Annotated in this window: 24 protein-coding genes and 1 tRNA gene; 16 read left to right on the top strand and 9 right to left on the bottom strand. The window is 72.4% G+C overall.

The features are described from left to right. Positions 1–11: 11 nt before the first annotated feature. The 6 genes from MTP10_RS19000 to MTP10_RS18975 form a co-directional block, all read right to left on the bottom strand. A tRNA-Val gene (locus tag MTP10_RS19000) sits at positions 12–83 on the bottom strand. A 17-nt stretch (positions 84–100) separates the two neighbouring features. Further along, positions 101–1,054, bottom strand: a complete 954-nt coding sequence (locus MTP10_RS18995; protein WP_310710810.1) for an ROK family protein — start codon at positions 1,052–1,054, stop codon at positions 101–103. A 598-nt stretch (positions 1,055–1,652) separates the two neighbouring features. Then, the gene (locus tag MTP10_RS18990; protein ID WP_310711006.1) at positions 1,653–2,102 is read right to left on the bottom strand and encodes a peroxiredoxin; all 450 of its coding nucleotides are present in this window, start codon (positions 2,100–2,102) and stop codon (positions 1,653–1,655) included. A 42-nt stretch (positions 2,103–2,144) separates the two neighbouring features. After that, positions 2,145–2,573, bottom strand: coding sequence for a DUF3052 domain-containing protein (locus MTP10_RS18985; protein WP_310710809.1), 429 nt, complete (start codon positions 2,571–2,573; stop codon positions 2,145–2,147). 116 nt (positions 2,574–2,689) lie between these two features. Then, the gene (locus tag MTP10_RS18980) at positions 2,690–3,097 is read right to left on the bottom strand and encodes a secondary thiamine-phosphate synthase enzyme YjbQ (protein WP_310710808.1); all 408 of its coding nucleotides are present in this window, start codon (positions 3,095–3,097) and stop codon (positions 2,690–2,692) included. Between the two features lie 9 nt (positions 3,098–3,106). Then, positions 3,107–3,289 (bottom strand): DUF1918 domain-containing protein, encoded by a 183-nt coding sequence (locus MTP10_RS18975; RefSeq protein ID WP_310710807.1) that lies wholly within the window; start codon positions 3,287–3,289, stop codon positions 3,107–3,109. A gap of 729 nt (positions 3,290–4,018) precedes the next feature. Between MTP10_RS18975 and aceE the strand changes: the two genes are divergently transcribed. From aceE to MTP10_RS18960, 3 genes are all read left to right on the top strand, one after another. Beyond that, positions 4,019–6,766 (top strand): pyruvate dehydrogenase (acetyl-transferring), homodimeric type, encoded by a 2,748-nt coding sequence (gene aceE, locus MTP10_RS18970; protein WP_397334478.1) that lies wholly within the window; start codon positions 4,019–4,021, stop codon positions 6,764–6,766. A 138-nt stretch (positions 6,767–6,904) separates the two neighbouring features. Next, entirely contained in the window at positions 6,905–8,404 is a 1,500-nt protein-coding gene (locus MTP10_RS18965; protein WP_310710806.1) for an alpha/beta hydrolase, read from the top strand. A 56-nt stretch (positions 8,405–8,460) separates the two neighbouring features. Further along, entirely contained in the window at positions 8,461–9,234 is a 774-nt protein-coding gene (locus tag MTP10_RS18960) for a maleylpyruvate isomerase family mycothiol-dependent enzyme (RefSeq protein ID WP_310710805.1), read from the top strand. A gap of 388 nt (positions 9,235–9,622) precedes the next feature. On the opposite strand, the gene MTP10_RS18955 is transcribed toward MTP10_RS18960, so the two are convergent. Both MTP10_RS18955 and MTP10_RS18950 read right to left on the bottom strand, forming a co-directional pair. After that, complete coding sequence (locus MTP10_RS18955; protein WP_310710804.1) at positions 9,623–10,354, bottom strand: YafY family protein; 732 nt, start codon at positions 10,352–10,354, stop codon at positions 9,623–9,625. Between the two features lie 154 nt (positions 10,355–10,508). Beyond that, positions 10,509–11,537, bottom strand: coding sequence for a PHP domain-containing protein (locus tag MTP10_RS18950; protein ID WP_310710803.1), 1,029 nt, complete (start codon positions 11,535–11,537; stop codon positions 10,509–10,511). A 156-nt stretch (positions 11,538–11,693) separates the two neighbouring features. Between MTP10_RS18950 and MTP10_RS18945 the strand changes: the two genes are divergently transcribed. From MTP10_RS18945 to MTP10_RS18905, 9 genes are all read left to right on the top strand, one after another. Further along, on the top strand, positions 11,694–12,050 hold the full coding sequence (locus MTP10_RS18945; protein WP_310710802.1) for a hypothetical protein: 357 nt from the start codon (positions 11,694–11,696) through the stop codon (positions 12,048–12,050). Positions 12,051–12,053: 3 nt separating this feature from the next. Then, a complete protein-coding gene (locus MTP10_RS18940; protein ID WP_310710801.1) occupies positions 12,054–13,202 on the top strand; it encodes a glutathionylspermidine synthase family protein in 1,149 nt (382 codons plus the stop codon). Further along, positions 13,199–13,630 carry a DUF350 domain-containing protein gene (locus MTP10_RS18935; protein ID WP_310710800.1) on the top strand — a complete coding sequence of 144 codons (432 nt, stop codon included), beginning with the start codon at positions 13,199–13,201 and terminating at the stop codon, positions 13,628–13,630. Before MTP10_RS18940 ends, MTP10_RS18935 begins: the two co-directional genes overlap by 4 nt. A gap of 120 nt (positions 13,631–13,750) precedes the next feature. After that, positions 13,751–14,875 carry a helix-turn-helix domain-containing protein gene (locus MTP10_RS18930; RefSeq protein WP_310711004.1) on the top strand — a complete coding sequence of 375 codons (1,125 nt, stop codon included), beginning with the start codon at positions 13,751–13,753 and terminating at the stop codon, positions 14,873–14,875. A 103-nt stretch (positions 14,876–14,978) separates the two neighbouring features. Next, positions 14,979–15,875, top strand: a complete 897-nt coding sequence (locus tag MTP10_RS18925) for an ACP S-malonyltransferase (protein WP_310710799.1) — start codon at positions 14,979–14,981, stop codon at positions 15,873–15,875. Continuing rightward, entirely contained in the window at positions 15,872–16,828 is a 957-nt protein-coding gene (locus tag MTP10_RS18920) for a beta-ketoacyl-ACP synthase III (protein ID WP_310710798.1), read from the top strand. Before MTP10_RS18925 ends, MTP10_RS18920 begins: the two co-directional genes overlap by 4 nt. An 86-nt stretch (positions 16,829–16,914) precedes the next feature. Further along, a complete protein-coding gene (locus tag MTP10_RS18915; protein WP_148030187.1) occupies positions 16,915–17,154 on the top strand; it encodes an acyl carrier protein in 240 nt (79 codons plus the stop codon). A 67-nt stretch (positions 17,155–17,221) separates the two neighbouring features. Then, entirely contained in the window at positions 17,222–18,454 is a 1,233-nt protein-coding gene (gene fabF, locus MTP10_RS18910) for a beta-ketoacyl-ACP synthase II (RefSeq protein WP_310710797.1), read from the top strand. Beyond that, positions 18,454–19,878 (top strand): carboxyl transferase domain-containing protein, encoded by a 1,425-nt coding sequence (locus MTP10_RS18905; protein WP_310710796.1) that lies wholly within the window; start codon positions 18,454–18,456, stop codon positions 19,876–19,878. Before fabF ends, MTP10_RS18905 begins: the two co-directional genes overlap by 1 nt. 164 nt (positions 19,879–20,042) lie before the next feature. Here the strand turns inward: MTP10_RS18905 and MTP10_RS18900 are convergent, their stop codons facing one another. Then, the gene (locus tag MTP10_RS18900) at positions 20,043–20,537 is read right to left on the bottom strand and encodes a DUF3145 domain-containing protein (protein WP_310710795.1); all 495 of its coding nucleotides are present in this window, start codon (positions 20,535–20,537) and stop codon (positions 20,043–20,045) included. Between the two features lie 176 nt (positions 20,538–20,713). On the opposite strand from MTP10_RS18900, the gene MTP10_RS18895 reads away from it, so the two are divergent. The 4 genes from MTP10_RS18895 to MTP10_RS18880 form a co-directional block, all read left to right on the top strand. After that, complete coding sequence (locus MTP10_RS18895; RefSeq protein ID WP_310710794.1) at positions 20,714–21,727, top strand: S8/S53 family peptidase; 1,014 nt, start codon at positions 20,714–20,716, stop codon at positions 21,725–21,727. Positions 21,728–21,800: 73 nt separating this feature from the next. Continuing rightward, positions 21,801–22,340 (top strand): sigma-70 family RNA polymerase sigma factor, encoded by a 540-nt coding sequence (locus tag MTP10_RS18890; RefSeq protein WP_310710793.1) that lies wholly within the window; start codon positions 21,801–21,803, stop codon positions 22,338–22,340. After that, a complete protein-coding gene (locus MTP10_RS18885; RefSeq protein WP_310710792.1) occupies positions 22,337–22,783 on the top strand; it encodes a hypothetical protein in 447 nt (148 codons plus the stop codon). Before MTP10_RS18890 ends, MTP10_RS18885 begins: the two co-directional genes overlap by 4 nt. Beyond that, a partial coding sequence (locus tag MTP10_RS18880) for a hypothetical protein (protein WP_310710791.1) occupies positions 22,780–25,118 on the top strand: 2,339 nt, incomplete at its 3' end. The genes MTP10_RS18885 and MTP10_RS18880, both read left to right, overlap by 4 nt.

Raw genomic sequence — 25,118 nt, 5'->3', positions numbered from 1 at the left:
CTTCTCGCAGGTGGGCGGTACTGGGTTCGAACCAGTGACCCCTCGCTTGTAAGGCGAGTGCTCTACCGCTGAGCTAACCGCCCCTGATCGGCACTACACCTTACGACACCAACGGCTGCGATCGCACATCCAGAACCCAGCCCGGTCCCAGTTCGGGGCGGCCGGCGGCGCGCCAGCCCAGGAGGGCGGCTCCGAGCATGCCGGCGTCCACTCCCAGGGCGGCCGGGTGGAGCGGCGGTGCGGCGCGGAAGGCCAGGCGCTTGACGAGGCGGGTGCGGACCGGGTCGAAGAGGGCGGGTCCCGCCTCGGCGAGGCCGCCCCCGAGGACGATCATGGAGGGGTCCAGCAGCAGCGTGTACGTGGCCAGGGCGAGCGACAGCGCCTCGACCGCCTCGTCCCACACCTCGATGGCCACCGGGTCGTCCGAGGAGACCACCTGCTCCGCGCGTATCCCCTCCAGGCCCGAGCGCAGGCTGTAACGCCTGCCCACCGAGGCCGCCGAGGCGTACGTCTCCAGGCAGCCGAACTGGCCGCACGCGCACTGCTCCCCGTCCGGGAACACCGGGATGTGCCCGATCTCGCCGCCCCAGCCCGACGCTCCCCCGTACGGCTCGCCGTGCAGGATCATGGCGCCGGCGATACCGGTGCCGATCGGCAGGAACAGGAAGTCCGAGACGCCACGCCCCGCACCCAGGACGCTCTCCGCGAGGCCGCCCGTGCGGACGTCGTGACCGAGCATGATCGGTACGTCCAGCGGCGTGAAGTCGATGGCCGGGACGTCGCTCCAGCCGAGGTTCGCGGCGTAGAGGGCGGTGTCCGCCGACACCAGTCCCGGAACGGCCAGGCCGACGCCCGCGGGGTTCCCGTCGCCCGAGGCCGCCAGGTGGCCGATGAAGTCACGGATGGCGCCCACGACCGCCTCCGGGCCGTCCGCGACCGGGGTCGGGCGTCGCTCGCTCAGCAGCACCGCACCGGACTCGCTGACGAGGCCGCCCTTCATGGACGTGCCGCCGACGTCCAGTGCGACGACGAACGAACTACTAGATGCGGACACGGTAGGAGACGATAGCGCAGCTCAGTAAATGTCTGGAATGTGGTCTCGCTGAGTCGCCGATTCCATCCCGGGGCGGCCCGCGCGTGCCTCCCGTGCGGGGCGATGCGGTGCGCTCGGACGCGCCCCGGCGCCGGTACACGACCGCGTCAGGCCCGACCCAGCGCAAGCCCAGGCCTGGCATGCAAGCCCACCGAGCAAGGCCCAGGTCTGGCACGGGGTCCCGTCTCAGGCGGTTCAGGCCCGTCCCAGGACCCGATTCAGGGCCGCCTCCACCTCAGCCGACAGCCCCGGCGGCGCTCCCGATCCCGCGAAAGCCCTGGCCCGTGCCATCCGTACCGCCCCGCAGGCCCGGCACTCCACCTCTCCCAATCGGCAGATCAGCGCCGTGGACCCGCACGTACGGCAGGAGTCGAGGTCGAGGTCGTGCAGCCGTTGACAGTCAGGGCAGATGAGCACCTGGGACTCCCGGCGTACCCCGCGCTTCCATGGGCTCGCGCCCCGGACGGGGTCCGTCTGCCGGGCCCCGCAGCGATAGCAGGGCATCGTGTCCTCCGTTACGAGTGTTACGAGCGTTCCAGCTTTACGGGCGTTACCAGCGTTACGAGATGTCGGCGAGTGCCTTGACGTAGGCGGCGACATCGCGCGCGGTGCCGGCCGGGTTGACCACCGACCACCGGATCACGCCCTCGCCGTCGATCACGAAGGTGCCGCGCCGCGCGATGCCCTTCGCGTCGTCGAACACACCGTACGCCCGGGCGACCTGTCCATGTGGCCAGAAGTCGGAGAGCAGGGGAAAACCGTAACCCTCCTGGTCCGCCCAGGCACGGTGGGTGAACAGGGAGTCGACCGAGACGGTGAGGATCTGTGCGTCGGCGGTGAGGTCACGCAGCGCGGCCAGCTCGCTCTGGCAGATCCCGCTGAAGGCAAGCGGGTAGAAGACCAGCACGACCTTCCTGCCCCGGAAATCGGACAGCCTCACGGGCGTGCCGTGCTGGTCCTGAAGCTCGAAGTCCGGAGCCACGGCGCCCACCGCGGCAGGATGTTGCATCACAGGACTCATCCTGCCGTACCCGGCCGGCGCTGGAGCTCCCTAGCGTCGGCCCTTGGGTGAGACGAGCCTGGTCCCCGACCAGTCGGAGGCCGCGGAGATGCTGCTGGTCTGCGAGAGACCCGCGGTCGTGGCATCCTCACCGATGTCGCTCGGCTCCACGTGGCCGTCGCGTCCGGCCTTGGGAGTCAGCAGCCAGATCTGGCCGCCTTCGGCGAGGCCTCGCATGGCGTCGCTCAGGACGTCGAAGAGGTCTCCGTCGCCGTCACGCCACCACAGCAGCACCACGTCGACGACGTCGTCGGTGTCCTCGTCCAGCAGCTCGTTGCCGGTCAGGTTCTCGATGGACTCGCGAAGCTGCTCGTCGACGTCCTCGTCCCAACCGATCTCCTGCACCACCTGACCCGGCTTGAGACCGAGCCGTTCGGCCAGGCCGCGTTCGCCCTGCGCCTGACCCGCGGTCGCGCTCACGTTTATCCCTCCTGCTTGAGTGGCCCCGCTTGTGCGGTTATCGCTTCGGGACAGTCCACACGCTGTGACCCTCAGTCGTCAACGGTCGCCACGGGTACGGCCGTAGGCGGCCAGAATTAATCGGACAAAAATGACAGCCGAACCTGGCGTTGCGGGTTGTCGACATTGAGGTCGACGAGTGCGATCGACTGCCAGGTGCCGAGCGCCAGCCGTCCGCCGACCACCGGAACGGTCGCGTACGGCGGGATGAGCGCCGGCATCACGTGAGACCTGCCGTGCCCGCGTGAGCCGTGGGCGTGGCGCCACCGGTCGTCGGCCGGCAGCAGGTCGCGCAGCGCGGCGATCAGGTCGTCGTCGCTGCCCGAACCCAGCTCCATCAGGACCACGCCCGCGGTCGCGTGCGGGACGAAGACGTGCAGCAGACCGTCCTGGCCCTGCTCCCGTACGAAGCCCGCGCAGACGGAGGTGATGTCGTGCACCGTCTCTCGCGAACCCGTGGCCACGGAGATGATCTGGGATCTCACACGAGAATTCTACTGAGGCACGACGACCGCATCCGGGCCCGGAAAAACCAGGCCGGTGTGTCCGTCGTCGAACCGCACGATGTACGGGGGCCCGCCGTTCGGCCCCTGAACCTCGATGATGATTCCGGCGCGATCCCTTTCACCGACGGTGTTCCCGTGCACAAGGAGCCGGTCGCCTGTCGTCGCGTTCATATCTCCAGGTTCGTACGGTGCGGTCCAAACGGGAAGGGGGATGTCCGTCTCATGCCACCGGGTCAGGAAAAATCATGACCGAACCGTTACGCTGCACCGACGCCGGGACGGCGCCGTCCGACGCCAACCGTCCGCGTACGAACCCCGCCCCGAGTCCCCTCCCGGCCCTCACCGTCCACGTGATATTTCCCGCACCGAGACCCTTCCGGACCGCGGCGTACGACCGCCCGCCCGGACCCCAGCCGTGGTCCGCGTACGACCGCCACCCCGCGCTCCTGAGACGTACGGCGACACGCCCGGAATCCCGCCCGTACCCCGGCCGTGAGACACCACCGGCCCCCGCTCCCGGCCCGCCGAACGGCTCACCTGACAGCCCGGAGGGCACGCCCCGACCTGCGCCCGGGCCGCCCCCACCGGCCGCCGTCCACAGGTCCCCCGGCTAGACTCGCGCGGCGTGCGCGCCCCCGCGGGTGACGGTGTCCACCCTTCGGGGGATACTCCACACATGAGGGCGAAATTTCACAGCTTTTCCCGACTTGTTAAATTGGCCGCCCAATGTAACCTTGGCCCTTGATTCGTCCTACCATCGGTGGTCTAGGCCACCACTAGCCGCCCTGCCAGCAGGGACGTCCCGGTTACCGACCAGTAGAGATGCACTTTCTACGGCGAGCGACCAGGATGGAAGGCGACCCAGACCAGACATCCGTCATCCTCGGAAGGCGAGACCCAGTGGCTTCCGGACGCCAGCGTTTCTCGATCATCAGCGACGGCCTACCCAGCCAGTTGCCTGATGTCGACCCCAGCGAGACCAACGAGTGGCTCGAGTCCCTCGACAACGTCGTCAAGACCGAGGGCCGTACCAGGGCCCGTTATCTGATGCTCCGCATGCTGGAGCGGGCCCGCGAGCACCAGGTCGGCGTGCCGGGCCTGCGCAGCACCGACTACATCAACACGATCCCGCCGGAGCGCGAGCCCTGGTTCCCGGGTGACGAGCACGTCGAGCGCCGCATCCGCGCCTACATCCGCTGGAACGCCGCGATCATGGTCTCCCGGGCCAACGCCCGCACCAACGTCGGCGGCCACATCGCGACCTACGCCTCCGCGGCGTCCCTCTACGAGGTGGGCTTCAACCACTTCTTCCGCGGCAAGGACCACGGCGAGTCCGGCGACCAGGTCTTCTTCCAGGGCCACGCCGCCCCCGGCATCTACGCCCGCGCCTTCCTGGAGGGCCGCCTCAACGAGGCACAGCTCGACGCGTTCCGGCAGGAGCTGTCGCACGGCTTCCACGGCCTGCCCTCCTACCCGCACCCGCGCCTGATGCCGGACTTCTGGGAGTTCCCCACGGTGTCGATGGGTCTGGGCCCGATCGGCGCGATCTACCAGGCGCGGTTCAACCGCTACCTGCTGAACCGCCAGATCAAGGACACCAGCCGCAGCCACGTCTGGGCGTTCCTCGGCGACGGCGAGATGGACGAGCCCGAGTCGCTCGGCGCGATCGGCCTGGCGGCCCGCGAGGAGCTCGACAACCTCACGTTCGTCATCAACTGCAACCTGCAGCGCCTCGACGGCCCCGTCCGCGGCAACGGCAAGATCATCCAGGAGCTGGAGTCCTACTTCCGCGGCGCCGGCTGGAACGTCATCAAGGTCGTCTGGGGCCGCGACTGGGACCCGCTGCTGGCGGCCGACGTCGACGGCGTGCTGGTCAACCAGATGAACACCACCCCCGACGGCCAGTTCCAGACCTACTCGGTCGAGTCGGGCGGCTACATCCGCGACAACTTCTTCGGCGGCGACCCGCGCCTGCGCAAGATGGTCGAGCACCTGACCGACGACGACATCCGCAAGCTGTCGCGCGGCGGCCACGACTACCGCAAGGTCTACGCGGCGTTCAAGGCGGCGCGCGAGCACGTCGGCCAGCCGACCGTCATCCTCGCCCAGACCATCAAGGGCTGGACCCTGGGCAAGGACTTCGAGGCGCGCAACGCCACCCACCAGATGAAGAAGCTCACCAAGGCCGAGCTGAAGGAGTTCCGCGACCGGCTCTACCTGCCGATCCCGGACTCGGCCCTGGAGGGCGAGCTGCCCCCGTACTTCCACCCGGGCGAGAACGACCCCGAGATCGAGTACATGAAGGAGCGCCGCGCGGCGCTGGGCGGCGTGCTGCCCAAGCGCGTGCTGCGGGCCAAGCCGGTCAAGCTGCCCGGCGACGACGTCTACAAGACGTTCGGCAAGGGCTCCGGCAAGCAGCAGGTGGCCACCACCATGGCGTTCGTGCGCCTGCTGAAGGACCTCATGCGCGACAAGGAGATCGGCCACCGGTTCGTGCCGATCATCCCGGACGAGGCGCGCACGTTCGGCCTCGACGCGATGTTCCCCACGGCGAAGATCTACTCGCCGCACGGCCAGACGTACGAGGCCGTCGACAGGGAGCTGCTGCTGTCGTACAAGGAGGCCGTGCAGGGCCAGATCCTGCACGAGGGCATCAGCGAGTCGGGCTCGATGGCCTCGGCGATCGCCGCCGGCACCGCGTACGCCACGCACGGCGAGCACATGATCCCGATCTACATCTTCTACTCGATGTTCGGGTGGCAGCGCACCGGCGACCAGATGTGGCAGATGGGCGACCAGATGGGCCGCGGCTTCCTGCTCGGCGCCACCGCGGGCCGCACCACGCTGAACGGCGAGGGCCTCCAGCACGAGGACGGCCACACGCCGCTCATCGCCTCGACCAACCCGGCCGCGATCTCCTACGACCCGTCGTGGGCGTTCGAGGTGGCGCACATCGTCAAGGACGGCCTGCGCCGCATGTACGGCGACCAGCCCGAGGACGTCTTCTACTACCTGACCGTCTACAACGAGCCCTACCTCCAGCCGGCCGAGCCCGCCGGGCTCGACGTGGACGGCCTGCTCAAGGGCCTGTACAAGTTCTCCGACGGCCCGCAGGTGCAGGGCCCGAAGGCCAACATCCTCGTCTCCGGCGTGGCGGGCCCGTGGGCCGTGGAGGCGCAGCGGCTGCTGGCCGAGGACTGGGGTGTGTCGGCCGCCGTCTGGTCGGCCACGTCGTGGACCGAGCTGCGCCGCGACGCGCTCGCCTGCGAGGAGCACAACCTGCTCAACCCGGAGGCCGAGCCGCGCGTGCCGTACGTGACGCAGGCGCTGTCGCAGGCCCAGGGGCCGTTCGTGGGCGTCAGCGATTACATGAAGGCGGTCCAGGACCAGATCGCCCAGTGGGTCCCGGGTGACTGGTCGTCGCTCGGCACCGACGGGTTCGGCCTGTCCGACACCCGCTCGGCGCTGCGCCGCCACTTCCACGTCGACGCGGCGTCGATCACGCTGGCCGTGCTCACGAGCCTGGTCAAGCGCGGCGAGCTCGACGACGAGGTGCTGAGCGAGGCGATCGCCCGCTACCACCTCAAGAACGGCGTGACCGAGGCCGGCGGCGCCGAGAGCAACGACACGCAGTCGATGGGCGTCTGACCGGCACGTCCCATGCCCGGCGGCCACAGGTGAGAGTGAGGCGACGCGTCCCGAGGGGCGCGTCGCCTCACTCCGTTCCTGGTGGAGTCTCACGTATTGTGGGCACTACTTCCCCCGGAGAGCCGAGGGGGAAGATTCATGCGTCATGTCCTGGCCGTCGCCGCCGCGCTGGCCCTGTCCACCAGTGCCTGCGCGGGCACGGCGAAGCCCGACACCGACCCCAAGGGAGTGGTCCCGCCCATCTCCTGGGGCCCGTGCACGGACATCAAACGGCCCGGCGGGCAGACCCCCGCTCAGCAGGACCCCGCCGTCAGGTGCGCCAAGCTGGCCGTCCCCCTCGACTACGAGAATCCGGGCGGCGACACGATCCAGCTCGCCCTGATCAAGGTCGCGGCCACCGGCCAGAAGCGCCGCCTCGGCTCGCTGGTCTTCAACTTCGGCGGCCCCGGCGGCTCCGGCGTCGACACGCTGGACCAGGCCGCCAAGTCGTTCGACACGCTGCGCGCGCGCTACGACCTGATCAGCTTCGACCCGCGCGGCGTCGAGCGCAGCGCGGGCGTGCGCTGCGGCAGCGACGCCGACCTGGACCGGTGGGTGGCGGTCAACACGCTCCCGATCGACGAGCGGACCCGCCTGGCCGGCCAGGCCGCCAACCGGGAGTTCGCCCGGCTCTGCCAGCGCGACTCGGGCTCGGTCCTGCCGTACGTGGGCACGGTGAACGCCGCCCGCGACATGGACCGGCTGCGCACCGCTCTCAGGGAGCCCAAGCTCAACTACTTCGGCATGTCGTACGGCACGCAACTCGGCGCCGTCTACGCCACCCTGTACCCGGAGAACGTCGGCCGGATGGTGCTCGACGCCCCCCTCGACCCGGCGATCACCTTCGGCGAGCGCACGATCGCGCAGACCAGCGGCTTCCAGCGGGAGTACGAGACGTTCCTGAAGGACTGCGTGAAGAGCGGCTGCGAATTCGGCAAGACCGTCAAGGCGGCGAGCGCCAATGTCGACCGGCTCATGAACCGCCTCGTGACCAAGCCGCTCACCGTGAACGGCCGGCAGCTCACCCAGGGCCTGGCCTCGACCGGGGTCGCCGCGGCCCTGTACTCGGAGCTGTCGTGGCCGTTCCTGGAGAAGGCGATCGCCGCGGGGATCAAGGGCCGGGGCGAGGCGCTGATGTTCCTGGCCGACTCCTACACCGGGCGTGACGAGCGCGGCCACTTCTCGACGCAGATGTCCAGCTTCCCGGCGATCACCTGCGTGGACTCGGCGGAGCGTCCCGACGACCAGCAGCTGCGCGGCACGTGGGCGGAGTCGACCAGGATCTCGCCGCTGTTCGGCGGTGAGGGCTCGGGCGGGCTGTGCCGCTTCTGGCCGGTCCCGGGCAACGACCAGGCCCGGCACGTGAACGCCACGGGGTCGGCGCCGATCGTCGTGGTGGGCGGCAAGGGCGACCCGGCCACGCCGTACCAGTGGGCGCCGCGCCTGACCGCGGAGCTGAAGACCGCCCGGCTGATGACGTACGAGGGCGAGGGCCACGGCGCGTACACGTCGGGCAACCGCTGCATCCAGCGCAAGGTCGACTCCTACCTCCTCTCCGGCAAGCTGCCGGCCCGCGGCGCCGTCTGCTCGGCCACCTGACCGCCGGACCGCCGCTCGTCCGCCACGCGTGCCCGGGCCGGTCTAGGCTCGGGCACGTGACCGACTATCCCGCGCACGTCGAGGCCGAGGCCGCCAGGCTCGTCGAGCTGGTGTCCGGGGCCGACCCCGGCACGCCGGTGCCCACCTGCCCCGGCTGGACGCTCGCCGAGCTGATCACCCACGTCGGCACCACGCATCGCTGGGTGATCCACATCCTGCGCGACCGCGTGCAGGAGCGCATCTGGTCGCGCCAGGTGCCCAACGGCCTGCCCGAGGGGGCGAGCGGCGACCCGGCCTGGCTGGCGCGGGGGGCCGCCGAGCTGGTGGCCACGCTGCGCGCCACCGACCCGGCGACGCGGGTGTGGTCGTGGGGCGGCGACCAGTCGGCGGCGTACTGGGCGCGGCGGATGGCGTTCGAGCTGCTCGTCCACCGGGCCGACGCCGAGCTGGCCCTGGGCGCGGACCCGGCGATCCCCGCGGCGACGGCGCTGGACGGCATCGAGGAGTTGCTCGGCAACCTGCCGCACGCCGTCTGGGTCGCCCGCCGCCTGGCCGAGCTGGACGCGGAAGGCGCCACGATCCACCTGCACGCCACCGACACACCGCCCGCGGCGAAGGACCTTCCCGAGGGCGCGGGCGAGTGGACCGTCGTCCAGGGCGCGGCGGGCACGGTCGCCTGGACGCGCGGCCACACCAAGGCGGACACGGCCGTCCGCGGCCCCGCCCGCGACCTGCTGCTCATGTTGTACGGCCGGCGCTTCGCCCCCACGCTGACCGTCGTCGGCGACCGCTCCGTCCTGGACCGCTGGCTCGCCAAGGCCGCCTTCTGATCCCACGTTCCGGCGGCCTGATCCCACGTTCCGACGGCGCGCACAACGGCAGGCGCCGCGACGGCGAAAAGCCCTGGACGCGCCGCCGCTCGGCGGTCGGCGGCGTGTCCAGGGAGGGGGCCGCCCGGCGGGAGGCGGGGCGGCCCGCCACGAGCCCTTGCGGCGGGCCGCCGGCCGGCGGGGAAGGCGCCGGCGGCGGCTCGCCGCGGCTCATGGCCTCGGGTGGAAGATCCTGAAAAGGTGGCCCGGGGTGCCTTCGGGGTCGGCCGTCGCCACCTCGAACCAGGTCACCGTGTCGTCCATCCCCGCCCTCTCATTTGTCGAACACGATGACGATCCACTGGTGAGACGACAGCCCTATGTCGGTGTTTCCTCATGACTTTTCGAGCTACTGATCGAGAATCGTGCCGTGGACCACCATCTCCGGCAGGTCGGGTGCGAAGCCTTCGAGCGGGCGGTCAGGGCAGCGCTCGCCGGTGACGCCGGCGGAGGCGATCCGGTCCAGCCGGAACACCCGGACGTCGTCGCGTAACCGGCACCACGCCACCAGGTACCAGAACCCGCCCCGGCCGCCCAGGAACACCCCGGGCTCCACGTCGCGCGAGGTCAGCGCGCCCTTGGCGTCGGCGTACTCCAGCCGCAGCACGCGGCGGCGCAGCAGCGCCTCCTCGATCGCCCGCGAGACGCCCTCGGCGCCGAGCGGCCGGCCGCCCGCGCCTCGGTCACCGGGCTCGGCGACGACCTGCACCCGGCGGGCCAGCTCGCGCGCCAGCTCGCCCTCCCGGCCGGGCATGGCGGCCACCACCTTGCGCAGCGCGCTGCGCGCCTCCCGGCCGAACGGCTGGTCGCCGGCCCTGCTGAGCGCCAGCGCGATGGCCACGGCCTCGGCCGGCGAGAAGTTGAGCGGGGGAAGGGACATCTTCTTGTCGAGCGCGTACCCGCCCCTGCGCCCCGGCTCGGCGTAGATCGGCACCCCGGACTCCTGGAGGGCGGCGATGTCGCGCTCGATCGTGCGGACGCTCACCTCGAACCTGCCGGCCAGCTCGCGCGCCGAGCGGCAACGCGGGGAGATCGCGCGCAGGTCCTCGACGAGCGCGTACAGCCGATCGGTACGGTTCACAGCCAGGACGCTACGCGCCGCCACCGACAATCGCGCGTCCCGCGACGTCCCCGGCACCTCGCCGTCACCGCCAGGCCACAGGGCTCTCACCCCCACGCCCGCGAACGCCCCCACGGCGGCCCGCACGACGGCCCGCCACCGGCCCCACGCCCGTCTACGACCGGCGGCGGGTCCACGCCAGCAGGTCCTCCACCGGCCGCGTGTTCACGATCCGCCCGGCCTCGATCCCGCACCGCGCCGCCCGCTCGCAGCCGAACCTCTGCCAGTCGAGCTGCCCCGGCGCGTGCGCGTCGGAGTCGATCGCGAAGTCGCACCCCATCTCGTACGCGAGCAGCATCAGCCGCTTCGGCGGGTCCAGCCGGTCCGGCCTGGAGTTGATCTCCACGGCCACCCCGAAGCGGCGGCACGCCTCGAAGACGATCTCGGCGTCGAACTCCGACTCCGGCCGCACCCCGCCCCGCCGGCCGCCGCCGCGCACGATCCGCCCGGTGCAGTGCCCGAGCACGTCGACATGCGGGTTCGCGACGGCGGCGACCATCCGGCGGGTCATCTCGTGGCGGTTCATGCGCAGCTTGGAATGGACGCTGGCCACGACCACGTCGAGCCGTTCGAGCAGCTCGGGCTCCTGGTCGAGGGTGCCGTCGAGGTTGACGTCCACCTCGGCGCCGGTGAGCACCCGGAACGGCGCGAGGCGCTCGTTGAGCCGCTCCACGAGGTCGAGCTGGCGGCGCAGGCGAGCAGGCGACAGGCCGTTGGCGACGGTCAGGCGGGGCGAGTGGTCCGTCAGGGCCCAGTAGTCGTGGCCGAGCGCCCGGGCGGTCCCGGCCATCTCCTCGATCGGCGAGCCGCCGTCCGACCAGTCGGAGTGGCTGTGCAGGTCGCCCTTGAGCGCCGAGCGCAGCGCCGCGGTCTCCTCGTCCAGATCGGCGCCCTCGGTCGCGCGCAGCCTGCGCAGGTAAGCGGGCACCTGGCCGTCCAGCGCCTCGGTGATGGTCAGGGCGGTGACCTTGCCGATGCCCGGCAGGTCGGCGAGGCCGCCCGCGCCGGCCAGGCGTACGAGCTCGTCGTCCGGCAGCGACTCGGCCACGGCCGCCGCCCGGCGGAACGCGCGCACGCGGTAGGTGGGCTCTCCGGCCCGTTCCAGGAGGAAGGCGATCTCACGCAGAGCCTCGACCGGTTTCATGGGGAACTCCTACCCGCAGGTAGTTCGTCCCCTAAGGGACATTGATGCCGCGGGATGGCCCCCGCTAGGCTGATCGGCCAACGAAAGCAGGAGCTCATGGGACAGCCGAGACCACAACAACCGCAGCAACCGCCCCGGCGGTCCAAGGCATCCAAAGTGGTCACGCTGTCCGTCATCGGCATCGTCTCCGTGATGGTCGTCGGCTACTGCGCCGCCCAGTCCGACGACGACGACGTCACCGCCGACTGCGTCGACACGAGCCAGCAGCTCCCCGACGGCTCGTACCCCGTCGTCGACGACGACTACTGCGACGACGACGACAGTGGTGGCGGCGGCTACTACTACAGCAGCGGCCCCCGCGCCGCCTACCACTGGTACTACGGCGGCAGGCGGGTCGGCACCCACGTGCGCGGCGGCACCACTCTGCGCCCCTCCGACGTGACCATCTCCTCCCGCACGGGCAAGTCGATCCAGCGGGGCGGCTTCGGCGGCCGCTCCAGCAGCGGGAGCTGACGCGTGCGGCGCGAACGCGGGACGCCGAGGAACGGCTGGGACAAGATCATAGAGAGCCAGGGGCTGGCCTACCACCGCGCGGCCCACCCCGAGGGGCTCAGCCGCCCGTACTGGGACGAGTCCGTCCACTATGTCTTCTCCATGGACGAGGTAGAGGCGCTGGAGGCGCAGGTCGAAGAGCTGCACGAGATGTGCCTGCGCGCAGCGGCCCACGTCGTGGAGACCGGCCGCTTCGCGGACTTCGCCATCCCCGAGTGGGCCGTGGAGGACGTCAGGCGGTCGTGGGAGCGCCGCGACCCCCACCTGTACGGCCGCTTCGACCTGCGCTACGACGGCACGGGCCCGGCCAGGCTGCTGGAGTACAACGCCGACACGCCGACCTCGCTGGTGGAGTCGGCGGTCGTGCAGTGGTTCTGGCTGAAGGACACGCATCCGGACGACGACCAGTGGAACTCCGTCCACGAGCGGCTCGTCGACCGCTGGGCCGCCATGGCGCTGCCGCCCGGCCCCACCCACTTCTCGTGGACGTCCATGGACGAGACCGGCGAGGAGGCGATGACCCTCGCCTACCTCCAGGAGACGGCCGAGCAGGCCGGGCGCTCCACGGTGGCGGTCGCCATGGAGGACCTCGGCTGGGACGAGCTGAACCGGCGCTTCGTCGACGTCGAGGAGCGGTGGATGCGCTCGGTCTTCAAGCTGTACCCGTGGGAGTGGATGCTGGCCGACCCGTTCGGGCGGCACGCCGTCCGGCACGCCACCTGGATCGAGCCCCTGTGGAAGGTCCTGCTGTCGAACAAGGCCCTGCTCGCCGTCCTGTGGGAGCTGTACCCCGGCCACCCCAACCTGCTTCCCGCCTACCTCGACGGGCCCCGCGACCTGACCTCGTACATCGTCAAACCGCTGCTGGGCAGGGAGGGCGCGTCGATGCGCGTCGTCACCCCGGAGGGCGGGCACGAGACCCCGGGCGAGTACGGGCGTGAGGGCTTCGTTTACCAGGGCTTCGAGGCCCTGCCCGAGTTCGACGGCCAGCGGCCGGTGCTCGGCGCCTGGGTGGTCGCCGACGAGGCGGCCGGCCTCGGCATCCGCGAGACCGCGGGTTTGATCACCGACGACACCTCCTCCTTCGTCCCCCACCGAATCGAGCGACCATGACCCTGCTGGAAACCCTCGCCCGCGGCGCCGGCGCCATCGCCGCCTACGCCGCCGTCGGCGTGGTGCTGCTGATCGTCGGCTTCTACGTGATCGACCTCGCCACCCCCGGCAAGCTCAGCGCGATCATCCGCACCGAGCGCAACCCCAACGCCACCCTGCTCGCCACCTCCGCCATGATCGCCGTTGGGCTCATCGTGGCCGCCTCGATCTGGTCCTCCGGCGGCCGGCTCGCCGAGGGGCTGGCGGGCACCGCGGTCTTCGGCCTGGTCGGCATCGTGGTGCAGACCGTGGCGATGATGATCTTCGACAAGGTCGTCGGCATCTCGGTGCGCGACCTCGTCAAGGAGCCGGAGATCCAGCCGGGCGCGCGGCTGCTCGCCGCCACGCACGTGGCCATCGGGCTCATCACGGCCGTGGCCGTGATCTGACCGCGGCCCCGTTCCGGCCCGGCCGTCGCCGTGCGTCGCGGCCGGTCGTGCGGACCTGGCACTCTAGGAGGCGTGACAGACCGGACCCGGGAGGACACCACGCGCAGGCTGGAGCGCGCCATGGGCGCGCTCGGCACGGCCGCCATGGCGCGCATGGACGAGCAACTGCCATGGTTCCGCGCGCTCAGCGCCGAGGACCGCTCCTGGGTGGGCCTGGTGGCGCAGGCCGGCATCGCCGCGTTCGTGGAGTGGTTCCAGCACGCCGGCGAGAACCGGCCGAAGCCCAGCATCGAGTTCTTCGGCACGGCCCCGCGCGAGCTGAAGCGCTCCATCTCGCTGCAGCAGACGGTCGACATCGTCCGCGTGGTGGTGGAGGTCGTCGAGGCGCAGGGTGACGAGCTGGCCGCGCCCGGCGGCGAGGACCAGCTCCAGCAGGCCATGCTGCGCTACACCCGTGACGTGGCGTTCGCCGCCGCCCAGGTCTACGCCCGCGAGGCCGAGGCCCGCGGCGCCTGGGACGCCCGGCTGGAGGCCCTGATCGTCGACGCGCTGGTCCGGGGCGAGGTGGACGACGGGCTGCACTCGTGGGCCGCCGCGCTCGGCTGGACCTCCTCCCCCGTGGTGGTGATCGCCGGTCACGCCCCCGAGGACGACCCGCGGGCGGTGATCGACGGGCTGCGCGAGAAGGGCCGCCGCATCGGCATGGACCTGCTGGCCGGGGTGCAGGCCGACCGGCTGATCGTGATCGTGGGCGGCGCCGGCAGCGTGGACGAGGCGGCCCGGCAGGTGGTGGCCCGGTTCGGGCCGGGGCCGATCGTCATCGGCCCGGAGGTGCCCGACCTGCACGCCGCGGCGAGGTCCGCGCGGGCCGCGCTGGCCGGGCTGAAGGCGTCGTCCGGCTGGCCCGACGCCCCCCGCCCCGTGCACGCCGACGACCTGCTCGCCGAACGGGCCCTGGACGGCGACGAGGACGCGCGCGAGCAGCTCGTGGAGAACGTGTACCTGCCGCTGGCGGGCACGCCGCTGCTCGACACGCTGGCGACGTACCTGGAGCAGGGCACCTCGCTGGAGGCGACGGCGCGGCTGCTGTTCGTCCACCCCAACACGGTCCGCTACCGTCTGCGGAAGATCACCGAGCTGACCGGCTACCAGCCGACCGAGGGACGCTCCGCCTTCACCCTGCAGGTGGGCCTCATCCTGGGCCGCCTCACGGAGAGCGCCGCGACATGGCGGGCCCTAACGTAATTGTCCGGAAACCCCCATTGTAGGAACCGTACAAAACCTGTTGGACAAAGTTCGTACGGATCCTTAGCCGCGTGTCGGAGTTCTACAGGGCATGGTGGAGTTCGTGCTTGCAATCGTCGCTCCGGGCCAAGGCGCCCAGACTCCGGGTTTCCTGACACCCTGGCTTGAGCTGCCCGGTCTGGCCGACCGGCTCGCCGGGTGGTCCGAGGTGGCAGGGCTGGATCTGATCGCCCACGGCACCACCGCGGGCGCCGACGAGATCCGCGACACCGCCGTCGCGCAGCCTCTTCTCGTGGCCGCCGCGCTCGCCTCCGCCGAGGCACTCGGTGTGACTCCCGACCTGGTGGCCGGGCACAGCGTCGGCGAGTTCGCCGCCGCCGCGCTGGCCGGGACCCTCACCGCCGAGCAGGCGCTGGAGCTGGTCCGCGAGCGCGCCCAGGCCATGGCCAAGGCCGCCGCCGTCACCGAGACCGGCATGACCGCGGTCCTCGGCGGCGACGAGGCCGAGGTCCTCGCCGCCATCGACAGGCACGGCCTGACCCCCGCCAACATCAACGGCGCCGGCCAGATCGTCGCCGGCGGCACGCTGGAGCAGCTCGCCGCCTTCCAGGACGACGCGCCCGAGCGCGCCAGGCTCCGCCCGCTCGCCGTGGCGGGCGCCTTCCACACCGTGCACATGGCCCCGGCCGTCGCCGCCCTGCGCGAGGCCGCGGCCGGCGTGACGCCCGCCGACCCGGCGGTCCGGCTGCTGTCCAACGCCGACGGCCAGGTCGTGACGAGCGGCCCCGACTTCCTGGACCGGCTGGTCAAGCAGGTCAGCAGCCCGGTCCGGTGGGACTCCTGCATGGCCTCCATGGCCGAGCTGGGCGTCACCGCGATCATCGAGCTGCTCCCCGGCGGCACCCTGACCGGCCTGGCCAAGCGCGCGCTGCGGGGCGTCCCCACCGTCGCGCTGAAGACCCCCGACGACCTCGACGCGGCCAAGGAGCTGATCAAGTGAGGATCCCCGACGTCGCGCCAGGCGCGAAGGTGCTGGCCTTCGGCCACTACCAGCCGGCCACCGTCGTCACCAACGACGACCTGGCCAAGATCATGGACACCAACGACGAGTGGATCCAGTCGCGCGTCGGCATCCGCGAGCGCCGCATCGCCTCCGAGGGCGAGTCGGTCGAGGACATGGCCGTGCAGGCCGGAGGCAAGGCCCTGGCCGCCAGCGGCCTGTCCGCCGCCGACGTCGACCTGGTGATCGTGGCCACCTGCACGCTGGAGACGCAGATCCCCAACGCCGCCGCCGTGGTGGCGCACCGGCTGGGCATCCAGGCGCCGGGCGCGTTCGACGTCAACGCCGCCTGCGCCGGCTTCTGCTACGCGCTGGCCACCGCCAGCGCCGCCGTCCGCGGCGGCTCGGCGCGCAACGTGCTCGTCATCGGCTCGGAGAAGCTGTCGCAGTGGGTGGACCCGACCGACAGGTCCACCGCGGTGATCTTCGCCGACGGAGCGGGGGCCGCGGTGGTGGCCCCGGCCGACACGCCCGGGATCGGACCGGTCGTCTGGGGCAGCTCGGGCGACAAGGCCGACGCGATCTCCATCACCGACCGCAACGACCACCTCCACCAGGAGGGCCAGACGGTGTTCCGCTGGGCCACCACCGCGCTGCACCCGGTGGCCAAGGAGGCGTGCGACCGCGCCGGGGTCGACCCCTCGGAGCTGGCCGCGTTCGTCCCGCACCAGGCCAACCTGCGCATCATCGAGGCGATCGCGCGCAAGCTCGGCGCCGACAAGGCCGTCGTGGCGCGTGACATCGTCACCGCCGGCAACACCTCGGCGGCCTCCATCCCGCTGGCGCTCTCGCGCATGATCGAGCGCGGCGAGGTGCGCTCCGGCGACCTCGCGCTCGTCCTGGGCTTCGGCGCCGGCCTCACCTACGCGGGCCAAGTCATCGAGGTTCCGTAGGATCCGGTACGGCTCCCGCCGCACCGGACACGACTTGTACGGCGTGAGCCGTACAGAACCAGATAGAACCAAAGGAGAACTACGACATGGCTGCCACCGAGCAGGAGATTCTCGAGGGCCTCGGCAAGATCATCAACGAGATCACCGGTATCCCGGCCTCCGAGGTGACCCCCGAGAAGAGCTTCGTGGACGACCTCGACATCGACTCCCTGTCCATGGTCGAGATCGCCGTGGCCGCCCAGGACGAGTTCGGCGTCGAGATTCCCGACGACCAGCTCAAGAACCTGAAGACGGTCAAGGACGTCCTCACCTTCATCCAGAACTGACGATCGGCAGCTCGCGGGCTGCCGGTTGAGCGATTGTCACCTTACTGATCGACAAGGAGCGAGAAACGTGAGTGCGAACCGGGTACGTGTCGTCGTCACCGGGCTAGGCGCGACGACGCCCGTCGGTGGAGACGTCACCTCGACCTGGTCGGCGCTCCTCGCCGGTCAGTCGGGCGTCAAGGCCATCACCGAGGAGTGGATCGACACCGTCCCCGTGAAGTTCGCGGGGACGGCGGCGGTCGACCCCACCGAGGTGCTGCCCAGGCCCGAGGCCCGCCGTCTCGACCGGAGCGAGCAGTTCGCCCTGGTGGCGGCCCGCGAGGCCTGGCAGGACGCCGGCGCGCCGCCGGTCGCTCCCGAGCGGCTCGGCGTCGTGGTGTCCAGCGGCATCGGCGGCATCAACACCACGCTGTCGGCCTACGACACCTACAAGGAGCGCGGCTGGAACCGGCTCTCGCCGTTCACCGTGCCGATGCTCATGCCGAACGGCCCGGCCGCGTGGATCGGCCTCGACCTCGGAGCCCAGGCCGGCGTGCACGCCACCGTGTCCGCCTGCGCCTCCGGCGCCGAGGCCATCGGCTACGCGATGGACATGATCCGGTCCGGCCGCGCCGACGTGGTCGTCGCGGGCGGCACCGAGGCCGCGATCCACGGCCTCAACATCGCGGCCTTCTGCGCCGCGCGTGCCATGTCCACCCGCAACGACGACCCGGCCGGCGCGTCGCGGCCCTGGGACCGCGAGCGGGACGGGTTCGTGCTCGGCGAGGGCGCCGGCATCCTGGTGCTGGAGTCCGAGGAGCACGCCCGGGCACGCGGCGCCCGCGTGTACGCCTACGCCGCGGGCGTCGGCTACTCCGCCGACTCCCACCACATCACCCAGCCGGAGCCGGAGGGCCGGGGCATCATCATGGCGATGACCCAGGCGCTCAACGACGCCGACATCACCGGCCTGGACGTCAAGCACGTCAACGCCCACGCCACCTCCACTCCCGCCGGGGACGTCATCGAGGTGCAGGCGGTCGCCAAGGCCATCGGCGTCCACCCGCTGGTCACCTCGACCAAGTCCATGACCGGCCACCTGCTGGGCGGCGCGGGCGGCATCGAGTCCGTGTTCACGATCAAGGCGCTGCAGGAGCGGATCGTTCCCGCGACCATCAACCTGGCCGATCCCGACGACGGGATCGAGGTGGACATCGTCCACGGCGCCAACCGCGCCCTGCCGGAAGGCGACATCGCCGCGGTCAACAACTCGTTCGGGTTCGGCGGCCACAACGCGACCGTCGTCTTCAAGAGCGCCTGATGACCGTTGCGGACGACAGGGTGACGGCCGCGGGCTCCGACCAGGAGCCCGCTGATCCCCGCGACCCCGCCGTCCGCCTCGCCGCGCTGCTCGACGAGGGCTCGCTGCGGCTGATCACTCCTGAGGACAAGAGCGGCGTGCTCGCCGCGATGGGCCGCGTCGAGGGTGTCCCCGTCGTCGCCTTCTGCAGTGACGCCCGTTTCCAGGGCGGCGCGATGGGCAGCGAGGGCTGCGAGCACATCGTGCACGCCTACGACGTGGCCGTCCGAGAGCGGGTGCCGGTCCTCGGGATCTGGCACTCCGGCGGTGCGCGACTCGCCGAAGGCGTCGAGTCGCTGCACGCCGTCGGCCGGGTCTTCGCCGCCATGACGAAGGCGTCCGGCGTCGTCCCGCAGATCTCCGTGGTCGTCGGGGCCGCCGCCGGCGGCGCCGCCTACGGCCCGGCGCTCACCGACCTGGTCATCCTGGCCGACTCCGGCCGGATCTTCGTCACCGGGCCCGACGTGGTGCGCAGCGTCACCGGTGAGGACGTCGACAGCGCGGCGCTCGGCGGCCCCGAGCCCCACAGCAAGCGCAGCGGCGTCGTCCACGTCGTCACCAGGACCGAGACCGACGCGCTGCTCACGGCGCGCCGGCTCGCCGTGCTGCTCGGCCACCAGGGCCGCGTACGCGCCTCCGAGGTGGAGGAAGTCGACTTCTCCAGCCTGCTGCCCGAGTCGGCCCGCCGCGCCTACGACGTCAAGCCGCTGGTCAACGGCCTGCTCGACGAGCCGGGCGTGGAGCTGCACCCGAAGTGGGCGCCCAACATCGTCACCACCCTCGGCCGGCTCGGCGGGCGGACCGTCGGCGTGGTCGCCAACAACCCGCTGCGGCTCGCCGGCTGCCTCGACGCCACCTCCGCGGAGAAGGCCGCCCGCTTCGTGCGCATGTGCGACGCCTTCGGGGTGCCGCTGGTGGTCCTCGTGGACGTGCCGGGCTACCTGCCGGGCGTCGGCCAGGAGCACGACGGCGTCGTCCGCCGCGGGGCCAAGCTGCTGCACGCCTTCGCCGAGGCGTCGGTGCCGCGGGTCACGCTGGTCACCCGCAAGGCGTACGGGGGCGCGTACGTCGCGATGAACTCCCGCGCGCTCGGCGCCACCAAGGTGTTCGCCTGGCCGACGGCCGAGATCGCGGTCATGGGCGCGGTGGCGGCGGTCCGCGTCCTCAAGCGGCGCGAGCTGGCCGCGGCCTCCGACGAGGAGCGGCCGGAGCTGGAGCAGCGCCTGGCGCAGGAGCACGAGAGGCTCGCCGGCGGCCTGGCCCGCGCACAGGACCTCGGCGTGATCGACGAGGTCCTCCGGCCCGCGGAGACGCGCGGCGCGATCGCCAGGGTGCTCGCCCAGGCCACCCCGGCCCGGGGCGCGCACGGCAACATCCCGTTGTAAGCCCGGTCCTACCCGGATGGGCCCGCACCTGTCGAAGGTGCGGGGCCCAACGGCGTTCAGAGACGCGTCCGGAGACGCCGGGCGGGAGGCCCGTGGTGGGGAGACCCGAAGGTGGGAGACCGTGGCGGGAGGCCCGTGGCGGGCCCGTAGGGGCCCGTGGGGGGTCAGACGGCGGCGTGCAGCCAGCGGACGGGGGCGCCGTCACCCGCGTAGCGGAACGGCTCCAGCTCCTCGTCCCACGGCTTGCCGAGCATCTTGTCCAGTTCCTCCTCCAGCACGCACCTCCCCTGGGCCGCCATCATCATGACGGCGCGCAGCCGGTCCTCGGGCACCATGATGTCGCCGGCCGCCCCGATGACCGCGCTGAAGGCGCCGAGTGTGGGCGTGTAGGCGTGGCGGGACCCGTCGACGCCCTGCGAGGCGTCCTCCGTGATCTCGAATCTGATGCGCTGCCAGCCCATCAGCGAGGACGTGATGGCGGCCGCGATGCCGGGGCGGCCCTCCCACTCCGCCTGCGCCCGTACGACATTGGGCGCGGCTGGTTGCGGCGTCCACGTCAGGTCCACGGGCACGCCAAGGACACCCGCGACCGCCCATTCGATATGAGGGCACAGCGCGGGCTGAGCCGAGTGGACGTAGAGCACGCCACGAGCAGACACCGGACCTCCCGTTTCGGTACGAGGTGCGCCTTCCCCAACGGCCTCGTCCTGGGATGATCACAAGTGACTAGGGAGAGACTACCGTCGGTCGCGATCAGGCACCAGAGGGGGCCCATACCAAGTTGTTGCGGCTGTGGCACGTGACAGCGGGGTCCGACGCGGATAGATACCCGCTCATGGACATCGAATATGTCGGCGAGGCGCTCATCCGGCCAGGTCAGGTGATGACCGACCGCACCGCCCTGTCCACCGTGGCCCGCTGGACGCAGGCAGTCTCCGAAGGCGACGGCGTCTGTGTGATCCACCTGTCGCGCGGCGTCGACGCCTGCGAGATCACCCGGGACCTGCGAGATCGCGGCTTCCGGGCCTCGCCCAACCACGTGGTCACCGGCCAGCCGCTGTTCTTCGGCGGCCCGGCGTCCCGGCCGTTCCCGGTGCGCCCGGCCCCGCACCGGCCCGCCAGAGGCCGCTCGTCCGTGCTGGTGGGCCTGCTCGACACGGGCGTCACCAAGCACCCGTGGTGGGAGTCCAGCGGCTGGTACGGCGACCTCGGCCGCGACGACGGGGACGCCGCCGACGGTCCGCAGGCGGGTCATGGCACGTTCCTCGCCGGCCTCCTCCTGCGCCGCGCCCCGGGCGTGTCGCTGTGCGTGCGGCGGGTCCTCGACGGCGACGGCCTCGGTGACGAGGCGACCGTGATCCGGGCGCTGAACCGGATGCGCGAGCGGGCGCCCCAGGTGATCAACCTGTCCTTCGGCTGCCACACCTTCGACGACCGCCCGCCTCCGCTGCTGGCCGACGCGCTCAGAGGGCTGCCCGACACGGTCAAGGTGGCCTGCGCGGGCAACACGGCCGGCGACCGGCCGTTCTGGCCGGCGGCGCTGCAGGGGGTCGTGGCGGTCGGCGCGGTGGACGCGTCCGAGCAGCGGCGGGCGCCGTTCTCCGCGCACGGCACCTGGGTCGACGCGTGCGCCCGCGGCGAGTGGCTGACCAGCAGCTATCTGGAGGTCGGGGAGTTCGACGGGTACGCGGCGTGGAGTGGCACGTCCTTCGCCGCCGCCCTGGTGGCGGGCGCCATCGCCGACGCCGCGCGGGAGCTGCCGGTGGGCCGGGCGGCCGAGCGGGTGCTCGATCCCGCGACGGCCAGGCAAATCCCTGATCTAGGGTCTCTCGTCCCGTCGAGTCTGTAGAGTTTACGCTCAGTCCTCGGCCAGTTACGGGGAGGCAGCGTGGCCTCCTCGTAGGGCGGGCGAAGGAGGCCGCATGCACGAGCCACGGCACGCAGGCGAGTTGCTCGAAGCAGCGGCCGACGACGACCAGACGGCCTGGGACACGCTCGAATGCAGGTATGGGCCACGAATGTGGGCGGTGGCCCGAGCCTGCGGCTTGAGCGAAGCGGATGCGGCGGACGCGGTCCAGGGAGCGTGGCTGCGGCTGCTGGAGCATCTGCACACCATCAGGGAACCATCGGGCATAGGCGCATGGCTGGCCACGACCACCCGTCGTGAGGCGATGCTGATCCTCAGGAAGGAGCGCCCCGGCGTTCCCCTCCCCGAGGTCGTGCCCGGCGAGCCTGATCCGGCGGCGGCCGTCCTGGAGGCCGACAGCAGCCGCCGGCTCTGGAAGGCGGTCTCCAGCCTGCACGAGCCATGCCGCACCCTCCTCCAGCTGGTAGCGACGAACCACAAGAGCCAGCAGGTGGCGGTGCGACTGGGCGTGCCCATAGGCAGCGTGGGTCCTACCAGAACGCGGTGCCTGGAAAGACTGCGCACTCTGATCCACCTACAGGAGACGGTGCAATGATCAACGAAGAGTACTTCCTGGCGGCGCTCCGTTTGGCCGCCGGGCACGATCCGCTCCCAGAACATGTCTCCGCTGCCGCCCGCGACGCCTACGGGCTCCGGGTCCCCCAAGCGGTGACCGCCGTCCCGGCCGAGTGCTCCGCCTCACGCGAGGTGCGCAGCTCGGACGGCTGCCAGCTGGTCCGCTTCGTCGCGGCGGGCCTGACCTTCGACTTGGAGGTGACCGTGGGCGACGGACTCATCGACGTGGCGGGACAGATCGTCCCGCATCCCGGAGAGGGCAGCCATGTCGACGTCCGCACCCCTCATCTGACGCTGACCAGACGCCTGGCCGGCACCGGCCACTTCGCGGCCACGGGCCTGCCTCCGGGCTGGCTCAGCGTGGTCTGCCACCGGCCCGGGCATTCCCCCGTCCAGACGAGGTGGGTGCGCATCCGACCGTGACGTCCGCACGCCCCGGCATCCCCCGCGTCTCCCGCCTGATGGCGGCCGGGCTGGTGACGGGCGGGCTGGTGGCGGCGGCCGAGGCGGCGGTGCTGCGCTCGGTCGTCGATCCCCGGCAGGCCATGCTCGCCGCCCGGGCCGTCCTGTCGGCCGCCGAGGCGCGGGGCGTGGCCGAGGCGGCCGCCGTGGCGCTCAGGGCGATGGGCCTGGCCGCGCGGGAGCTCGGCGACCTCGAGGCCGCCGAGCGCCACCTGCGGCGCGCCGTCGCCACACCCGGCGCGCCGCCCGAGCGGCCGGCCCAGGCCCGGCTGTCGCTGGTCACGGTACGCACCGAGCGCGGCCACCCCCTCCAGGCCCTGCGCATCGCGGCCCTGGCCTGGCCGGCCCTGTCGCCTCTCGACCGGGCCAAGCTCGACACCCAGCGCGCCGTGGCCCTGGCCCATCTCGGCCGCTACCAGGAGGCCGTGGCCGCCTGCGACCGCGCCGTACAGGTCCTGGCGGCGGCGCCGGGCACCGTCGACGACCACAGGTTCCTGGCCGGAGGGCTGCTCAACCGCGGGCTGGTCCACGCCTTCCGCGGCGACTGGGACGCCGCCATGGACGACGTCACCGCCTGCCTGGAGCTCGCCCGGCACGCCGGGCTCGACCACCTCGCGCGCCTGGCCGCCGCCAACCTGCCCTTCGTGGCCGTACGACGGGGCGACGTGGCCGGCGCGTTCGGCCACTACCGGGCGGCCGAGGACGCCCTGTTCGGCTTCCCCGAGCGGCTGGCCACGATGCGGGCCGACTTCGCGGGCGCCCTGCTGGCCGCGCAGCAGCCCGGCGAGGCCAGAGAGCTGCTCAGCCGGGCCGTACCCGACCTGGAGGCGTCCGGGGCACACGTCGCGCTGGCGGACGCCCGGCTGAAGCTGGCCAGGGCGGAGCTGCTGACGGGTGACGCACGGCGGGCCCTGGCGGTCGCCGAGCGGGCGGCCCGCGACCTGGAGGCGCAGGGCAGGCGCTCCTGGCTGCCGCTCGCCCGTGAGGTGGTCCTGCGTGCCCGCCTGGCCCTGGACGGTCCGGCGCCCGAGCTGCTGGCCGCCCTGGTGGCCTGCGCCGGCGAGCTGGAACGCGACCCCGCCCACCAGGCGGGCGCCGCCGCCCTCCGCCTGGAGGCGGCCGAGGTCGCCCTCGCCCTGGACGACCGCCCGACGGCCCTCACCCAGCTCACCCACCTGACGACCGTGCCCGGCGACGCATCGCAGGCCGTGCGGGGCAGCGCGGCCGGCGACTCGGCGGCGTGCGCGGGCTCGGAGGCGGGGGCTGCCGATCACGGGCCCGGCCAGGCACGGGGACCGGGTGTGACGCCTGCCAAGGTGGCGTCCCTGCCGCCCGCCCTGCAGGAGCTGGTCCGTGCGCCCGAGGCGCCCGTGGTGCGGCGGGTGCCGGGGCCGGTGCTGGGGCATGCCATGGCGCTGGAGGCGGAGCTGCGGGGCGACACCGCCGCCGCGCTCCGTGCCGCCCGTGACGGGCTGGCCGAGGTCGGGAGTCAGGCCGGCGCGTTCGACGACCCGGCGCTGCGGGCGCACATGGCACGGGCCGGTGAGCGGCTGGCCGGGCTGGGGCTGCGGCTGGCGGTCCGCGACCGGGACGCGGCCGAGGTGTTCGCCTGGGCCGAGCGCTGGCGGGCCGTGGCCGCGCCCCCGCCGCACGTGGCGGACCTGGACGAGGTGCGGGCCGCGCTGAGCGGGACGTCGCCGGACGGCGGCCGGCGGTGTGGAACGGCGCCGGGTGGAGGCAGGACTGGTGGGGCGGCGCAGGACGCGGCCGGGGAGGGTGGGACGGCGCCCTGTGGGGTGGGGCGGCGCGGCATGGCGCTGGTGGAGTTCGTGGCGGTCGGGGGGTCGCTGGTGGCCGTGGTGGTGACGGAGGAGCAGGCGGTGGTGCGACGGCTGGGCGGCCTGGAGGAGGTCGCGGAGGCGGTCATCCACCTGCGCTACGCCCTGCGCCGCCACACCCTCGGCGACGGCCCGCCCGCGAACCGGCCCGCCCTGGACCGTCCGGCCCACGGTCCGGGTGATCCGGTGTGGGAGGCGGCGCGGGAGGTCGGGCGGCTGCTGTTTCGGCCGGTCGAGACGGACGTGGGCGATCGGCCGCTGGTGGTGGTGCCCGCCGGGCCGCTGCACACCGTGCCGTGGGCCGCCCTGCCGGACCTGCGCGGGCGTCCGGTGAGCGTGGCCGCGAGCGCGTCGGCCTGGCTCGCGGACCGGGGGGGCGGGGCCGGCCCCCGCGGGCGACGGCGGGGGGGCGGCGGCAAGCGCGGGGGGGGGCCCGGGCGGCCTGGCCGAGGGCGCCG

The sequence above is a fragment of the Nonomuraea sp. 3-1Str genome, assembly GCF_031570565.1.
Classification (GTDB): Bacteria; Actinomycetota; Actinomycetes; order Streptosporangiales; family Streptosporangiaceae; genus Nonomuraea.
The sequence above is the reverse complement of the archived record's forward strand: the minus strand, read 5'-3'. Positions and strand labels throughout refer to the sequence as shown.

Bases quoted from the DNA above. Each gene is read 5' to 3' on its own strand.
- MTP10_RS18990 (WP_310711006.1), bottom strand. From the start codon at position 2,102: ATGCAACATCCTGCCGCGGTGGGCGCCGTGGCTCCGGACTTCGAGCTT.
- MTP10_RS18975 (WP_310710807.1), bottom strand. From the start codon at position 3,289: ATGAACGCGACGACAGGCGACCGGCTCCTTGTGCACGGGAACACCGTC.
- MTP10_RS18965 (WP_310710806.1), top strand. From the start codon at position 6,905: ATGCGTCATGTCCTGGCCGTCGCCGCCGCGCTGGCCCTGTCCACCAGT.
- MTP10_RS18950 (WP_310710803.1), bottom strand. From the start codon at position 11,537: ATGAAACCGGTCGAGGCTCTGCGTGAGATCGCCTTCCTCCTGGAACGG.
- MTP10_RS18935 (WP_310710800.1), top strand. From the start codon at position 13,199: ATGACCCTGCTGGAAACCCTCGCCCGCGGCGCCGGCGCCATCGCCGCC.
- MTP10_RS18930 (WP_310711004.1), top strand. From the start codon at position 13,751: ATGGGCGCGCTCGGCACGGCCGCCATGGCGCGCATGGACGAGCAACTG.
- MTP10_RS18915 (WP_148030187.1), top strand. From the start codon at position 16,915: ATGGCTGCCACCGAGCAGGAGATTCTCGAGGGCCTCGGCAAGATCATC.
- MTP10_RS18905 (WP_310710796.1), top strand. From the start codon at position 18,454: ATGACCGTTGCGGACGACAGGGTGACGGCCGCGGGCTCCGACCAGGAG.
- MTP10_RS18895 (WP_310710794.1), top strand. From the start codon at position 20,714: ATGGACATCGAATATGTCGGCGAGGCGCTCATCCGGCCAGGTCAGGTG.
- MTP10_RS18890 (WP_310710793.1), top strand. From the start codon at position 21,801: ATGCACGAGCCACGGCACGCAGGCGAGTTGCTCGAAGCAGCGGCCGAC.
- MTP10_RS18885 (WP_310710792.1), top strand. From the start codon at position 22,337: ATGATCAACGAAGAGTACTTCCTGGCGGCGCTCCGTTTGGCCGCCGGG.